Source organism: Mesorhizobium sp. M0293 (assembly GCF_040321735.1).
Classification (GTDB): Bacteria; Pseudomonadota; Alphaproteobacteria; order Rhizobiales; family Rhizobiaceae; genus Mesorhizobium.
Map to the genome: position 1 here is coordinate 1 of NZ_JAMYSA010000201.1, position 5,670 is coordinate 5,670.

The following is a 5,670-nucleotide window of genomic DNA, read 5'->3' on the forward strand; positions in this document are numbered from 1 at the left end:
ACGCCCCTTTCTTCCGCGTCGGTGGGGCGGGTCGTGGTTTAAACCGCACTCCTCCCCGGCGGTGGGGTGTTGTGGGGGCTTGCCCCGCGCGACGGAGTGGGGGTCGACCTGGCGCGGCGCCAGACGATACATGTGCCCGCTTGCCATGCGCGCTATCGCTAAATGCTAAGCGTTCGCAAATGTGTCGATCCCGTAGCCGTGAACGAGGAGAAGGGAAACGGTGACACCGGCGGTCTCTTATTCCCACATCAATCATTTGCGCACCGCGCCGAAGGTGATGCCGCGCAGCAATTGCTTGCGAAGCAGGATGGTGAAGACCAGGATCGGCACCAGGAAGATCGTTGTCCCGGCCGCCACCGCCGGCCAGTCCTGGCCGCCTTCGCCGATGATGGTCGGGATGAAGGGCGGCGCGGTCTGCGCCGTGCCGGAGGTCAGGAGCGCTGCGAAGGCATATTCGTTCCAGGCGAAGATCAGGCAGAAGATCGCGGTGGCGGCGATGCCGGTCGTCGCCTGCGGCAGCACGGTGCGCCAGAAGGCCTGCAGCCGCGTATAGCCGTCGATCATCGCCGCTTCCTCATATTCGCGCGGGATCTCGTCGATGAAGCCTTTCAGCAGCCACACCGCCAGCGACACGTTGACCGCCGTGTAGAGCAGGATCATGCCGAGTGCCGTGTCGGACAGGCCAAGCTCGCGGTACATCAGGTATATCGGAATGGCGACGGCGATCGGCGGCATGAAGCGCGTCGACAGGATAAAGAACAGAAGATCGTCGGCCAGCGGCACCTTGAAGCGCGAGAAGCCGTAGGCCGACAGCGTGCCGAGAAACACCGCGCAGAAGGTCGAACCGAAGGCGATGATCAGCGAATTGACGAAACGCGGCAGGAAGTTGGACGGACCGGCGATCACCATGTTGCGCTTGCGCGTGGTCTCGTCGCAGAAGCCCGTCGCCGGGCCCAGCGAGTTGATGTATTCCGGCGTCTGCCGGGTCCGCGTCGTGAACAGGTTGCAGTAGCCTTCGAGGCTCGGCTGGAACAGGATCTTGGGCGGATAGGCGATCGAATCCGGTGGCGTCTTGAAACTGGTGGCGAAGATCCACAGCAGCGGCACGATCGAGATCAGCGCATAGGCAATGATGATCGCGCCGGCGATGCGCTTCGAGTTGGCCGAGGGTGCGACGACCGAATGGGCTGTGGTCAGGCTCATCTCTGCTTCACCTTGTTGAGCGCCTTGACGTAGATGTTAGCCAGCCCGAACACTGCGACGAACAGGATGATGGCGAAGGCCGAGGAATAGCCGGTGCGCCAGCTTTCGAAGGCTTGCCGCTTCAGCGTGATCGAGGCGACCTCGGTGGTCGAGCCCGGCCCACCGCCGGTCAACAGGTTGACCATGTCGAACATCTTGAAGTTCTCGATGCCGCGAAACAGCACCGCCAGCATGATGAAGGGCAGCGCCATCGGCAGCGTGATCGACCAGAACTGCCGCCAGTTCGAGGCGCGGTCGACCTCGGCGGCCTCGTAGATGTATTCGGGGATCGAGCGCAACCCGGCGAGGCAGATCAGCATCACGTAGGGCGTCCACATCCAGGTGTCGACGATGATGATCGACCACGGCGCCAGCGACACGTTGGAGAGCATCTGGATATCCGTCGGCGGGATCCACGTGACGAACGAGATGGCATAGGCGAACAGGCCGATCTGCGGCTCGTAGAGGAAGCGCCAGAAATTGCCGACCACCGCCGGCGACAGCATCATCGGCACCAGGATCAGCGTCGTCCAGAAGGCATGGCCGCGGAATTTCCGGTCGATCAGCCAGGCCAGCGTGAAGCCGATCAGCGTCTGCAGCAGGATGGTCCAGAACACGAAATGCGCCGTCGTCTGCATGGCGATCCAGATATCCTTATCGCCGAGGATACGCTGGTAGTTGGCAAAGCCGAGGTTCTTCACCACTTCGTTCGGCCGGTTGGCGCGGTAGTTGGTGAACGACAGATAGATCGCCCAGAACAGCGGGAAGATGTTGATGGCCAGCAGCAACAGGATCGTCGGCGAGATGAACAGCCAGGCGAGGCCCTTGTCGCTGATGCCCCGGACCTTGCGGGCCAACGGCTCCGGGGTCGCCCGGGCAACGTTATCCGCGGTCCGATTGAGCATGGTGAGTCCTGCTTCGGTCACTTGGTCGTCTCTGTCATGGAATTTATCGGAACTGCGTCCCGTGCCAAGGGCGGCACGGGACCAAGAGCATGATGCCGAAAAGTGTGCAGCGGTTTTCGGACGACATCATGCTCTCTCTTTTTATCCCTGGAGGCGGATGATTTCTGGTCGATTCGACCTAAAAATCATCCGCCTCTGGGCCTAGCTCGGGAGGAGCCGGTTACATCTTGCCATCGTCCTCGAAGACCTGCGTCCAGTCCTTGACCAGGCCGTCCAGTGCGTCCTTTGCCGATCCCTGGCCGGCGACGACATAGTCGTGGAAGCGCTTCTGCGAGGCCTGCAGCAGCGGTGCGTAGCTCGGCTCGGCCCAGAAGTCCTTCACGATGGCCATCGAGTCGAGGAAGGTCTGCGCGTAGGGCTGGCTCGCCGGGAAGGCCGGATCCTTGACCACCGCGTTGAGGCAGGAATAACCGCCGAGCGACCACCACTTGGACTGCACGTCCTTGTTGGCGAACCACTTGATGTATTTCAGTGCCGCTTCCTGCTTGTCGGAATAGGACACCACCGAAATGCCCTGGCCGCCGAGCTGGGCGAACTGCTCGCCGTCGGAACCCTTCGGATTGACGAAGTAGCCGATCTTGTCGCCGCCTACATTCTCATCCTTCTGCAGGCCCGGCCATGTGAAGGCGAAGTTCATATGCATCGCCACCTGGCCGGATTTGAAGGCATCGACGCCTTCGCCCATGTAGCTGTTCGAGGCGCCAGGCGGAGTGCAGCAATCATAGAGTGCCTTGTAGAACTCCAGGCCCTTCACCGACTTGTCGGAGTTGACGAAGCCTTCCATTTCGTAAGGCTTCTTCGGGTTCTCGTACTGGAAGCCGTAGCTGTAGAGCACGTCCATGGCGCCCATGGTGATGCCTTCCGAGCCGCGCTCGGTGTAGATCGAAGCGCCATAGACGGTCTTGCCGTCGATCTCGCGCTTCTGGAAGAATTCGGCGACCTGCTTCAACTGGTCGAAGGTGGCCGGCGGGCCGAGATCCCAGCCGTACTTCTCCTTGAATTCCTTCTGCAGTTCCGGCTTGGAGAACCAGTCCTTGCGATAGGTCCAGCCGACGACGTCGCCCATGGCCGGCAGCGCCCAGTAGTTCGGCGTGTTCTTCGGCCATTCCGAATAGCCGACGACAGTTGCCGGCACAAAGTCGTCCATGCTGATCTTCTCCTTGTCGAAGAAGTCGTTCAGCTTGACGTAGTGGCCGTTCTCGGCGGCGCCGCCGATCCACTGGCTGTCGCCGATGATCAGGTCGCACAGCTTGCCATGCGAATTCAGCTCGTTGAGGAACCGGTCGGCATAGTTGGTCCACGGCACGAATTCGAATTTCATGCCGATGCCGGTTTCCTTGGTAAAATCTTTGGACAGTTCGACAAGCGCGTTTGCCGGGTCCCAGGCGGCCCAGCACAGCGTCAGGTCTTCAGCGTGCGCGACGTTCAAGACGGCTGTCGACGCTGTAATCGCCGAGGTCAGTCCCAACGCCAGTTTCAAGCTCGATTTCATGCCTTCCTCCCATTTGCGAAACGCGCCCGGATGACGGTTTCAAGAGCCTTCAACCCCTCTCCTCAGGGGCCTAAACATGGCGGCGCAACAGCACCGCAGATGTTTAGTAATTTGTTTAGTGATGCAATTTTTACTAAACAAGGCAAGCGAATTCGTTGCTGCGTCGCAGCATGCCGGGGGCGGTGTCTGAAAACGTTGGAAAAAGTGCTGCTCGCTCGTCGGGCGTTCGTAGCCGTGCAGCCAACGCCGACGCATTATTCGCAGATCGCCTGGGCGGTGATCCTTGGCGCATTGTTCTTCCAGGAATACCCGACGGGCTGACGCTGGTCGGCCTGGCGGTCGTCGGTGGAGCCGGCCTGCTGACCATGGTGCGCGAGGAAGCGCGGCTGGGTACCGTGCGCTGAAACCCGTTTTCGCGCACCCGGCTTTAAGCCGGCACCGGTTGCACGGCGACCGTCAGCGCTGATATGCGGACGCGATGACGACAAAGCCCTTGCCCGAGCTTCCTGTTTCCGCCGTGCTGCCGGCGCTGGGCGAAGCGCTCCGCGATGGCAACAACGCCGTGCTGGTGGCGCCGCCCGGCGCCGGCAAGACGACACTGGTGCCGCTGGCGCTGCTCGACGCATCCTGGCTGGGCACTGGTAAGATCGTGTTGCTCGAACCGCGCCGGCTCGCCGCGCGCGCCGCCGCCCGCCGCATGGCCGAATTGCTTGATGAGGAGCCCGGCGCCACCGTCGGCTACGCAATGCGCATGGAGAACCGCACTTCGGCAAAGACCAGGATATTGGTCGTCACCGAAGGCGTGCTCGCGCGGATGATCCTCGACGATCCTGAACTGCCCGGCGTATCGACTGTCATTTTCGACGAATTCCACGAGCGTTCGCTCGATGGCGATTTCGGTCTTGCGCTGGCGCTCGACGTGCAGGGCGCGCTGCGCCCGGATCTGCGCGTACTGGTGATGTCGGCGACGCTCGACGGCGCGCGCGTCGCGAAACTGCTGTCGGGCGCGCCGGTGATCGAGAGCGAGGGCCGCGCCTTTCCTGTCGACATCCGCTATGACGAGCGCCCCGCTGGCACCACCATCGAGGACGCCATGGCCAAGGCGATCCGCTCGGTGCTTGCCGACGAAAGCGGCAGCGTGCTTGGCTTCCTGCCCGGCCAGCGCGAGATCGAGCGCACCGCCGAGCGGCTGGCCGGAAAGGTCGGCACGGACACCGACATCGTGCCGCTCTACGGTATGCTCGACGGCAAGGCGCAGGACGCGGCGATCAAACCGGCGCCTTCAGGCCGTCGCAAGGTGGTGCTGGCCACCTCGATCGCCGAAACCTCGATCACCATCGACGGCGTGCGGGTCGTCATCGATTCCGGCCTGTCGCGGCTGCCGCGCTACGAGCCGGCCAGTGGCCTCACCCGGCTGGAGACCGTGCGCGTCAGCAAGGCTTCCGCCGACCAGCGCGCCGGCCGTGCCGGTCGCACGCAAGCTGGCGTCGCCATCCGGCTGTGGCGGGCCGAGCAGACGGCTGCGCTCCCGGCCTTCACGCCACCCGAGATCTTGGAGGCCGACCTGTCCGGCCTGCTGCTCGATTGCGCCGCTTTCGGCGTCGCCGATCCGACAGGGCTAGCCTTTCTCGATCCGCCGCCGACGCCAGCGCTCAATGAGGCAAGGGCGCTGCTGCACGCACTGGATGCCATAGGCGAGGCAGGCCGTCTGACGGAAGCGGGCACGGCGATGCGCAGGCTCGCTCTGCCGGTGCGGCTGGCGCATATGGTCGCCGAGGCAGCCAGCAGCGGCCACGCCTTCGAGGCGGCCATGCTCGCCGTGCTGCTGACTGAACGTGGGCTTGGCGGCGACGGCGCCGATCTGGAGCGGCAGCTGATGCGGTTTCGCTCGGAACGAACGCCGCGTGCCACCGCCGCGCGGCAGCTCGCCCAGCGGTTGGCGAGACAGGCCTCACCCTCCCCCTTGAGGGG

At 63.3% G+C, this 5,670-nt stretch carries 5 protein-coding genes; 2 read left to right on the plus strand and 3 right to left on the minus strand.

Annotated features, from left to right (window positions below; all coding sequences use genetic code 11):
* Nucleotides 1–252 precede the first annotated feature (252 nt).
* The 3 genes from NKJ06_RS34045 to NKJ06_RS34055 all read right to left on the minus strand — a co-directional run bounded on the left by NKJ06_RS34045 (nucleotide 253) and on the right by NKJ06_RS34055 (nucleotide 3,699).
* Nucleotides 253–1,203, minus strand: coding sequence for a carbohydrate ABC transporter permease (locus NKJ06_RS34045; RefSeq protein WP_352634341.1), 951 nt, complete (start codon nucleotides 1,201–1,203; stop codon nucleotides 253–255).
* A complete protein-coding gene (locus tag NKJ06_RS34050; RefSeq protein WP_502905673.1) occupies nucleotides 1,200–2,147 on the minus strand; it encodes a carbohydrate ABC transporter permease in 948 nt (315 codons plus the stop codon). Before NKJ06_RS34050 ends, NKJ06_RS34045 begins: the two co-directional genes overlap by 4 nt.
* Before the next feature lie 220 nt (nucleotides 2,148–2,367).
* A complete protein-coding gene (locus tag NKJ06_RS34055) occupies nucleotides 2,368–3,699 on the minus strand; it encodes an ABC transporter substrate-binding protein (RefSeq protein ID WP_352634343.1) in 1,332 nt (443 codons plus the stop codon).
* Between the two features lie 30 nt (nucleotides 3,700–3,729).
* Between NKJ06_RS34055 and NKJ06_RS34060 the strand changes: the two genes are divergently transcribed.
* Together NKJ06_RS34060 and hrpB are read left to right on the plus strand one after the other, a co-directional pair.
* A complete protein-coding gene (locus tag NKJ06_RS34060; RefSeq protein WP_352812305.1) occupies nucleotides 3,730–4,020 on the plus strand; it encodes a hypothetical protein in 291 nt (96 codons plus the stop codon).
* Nucleotides 4,021–4,177: 157 nt separating this feature from the next.
* The coding region (hrpB, locus tag NKJ06_RS34065) for an ATP-dependent helicase HrpB (RefSeq protein WP_352812307.1) at nucleotides 4,178–5,670 on the plus strand (1,493 nt) is incomplete at its 3' end.

What these genes read in the sequence shown, in the direction of transcription:
- NKJ06_RS34045 (WP_352634341.1), bottom strand. Translation starts at nt 1,203, where the DNA reads ATGAGCCTGACCACAGCCCATTCGGTCGTCGCACCCTCGGCCAACTCG.
- NKJ06_RS34050 (WP_502905673.1), bottom strand. Translation starts at nt 2,147, where the DNA reads ATGCTCAATCGGACCGCGGATAACGTTGCCCGGGCGACCCCGGAGCCG.
- NKJ06_RS34055 (WP_352634343.1), bottom strand. Translation starts at nt 3,699, where the DNA reads ATGAAATCGAGCTTGAAACTGGCGTTGGGACTGACCTCGGCGATTACA.
- NKJ06_RS34060 (WP_352812305.1), top strand. Translation starts at nt 3,730, where the DNA reads ATGACGGTTTCAAGAGCCTTCAACCCCTCTCCTCAGGGGCCTAAACAT.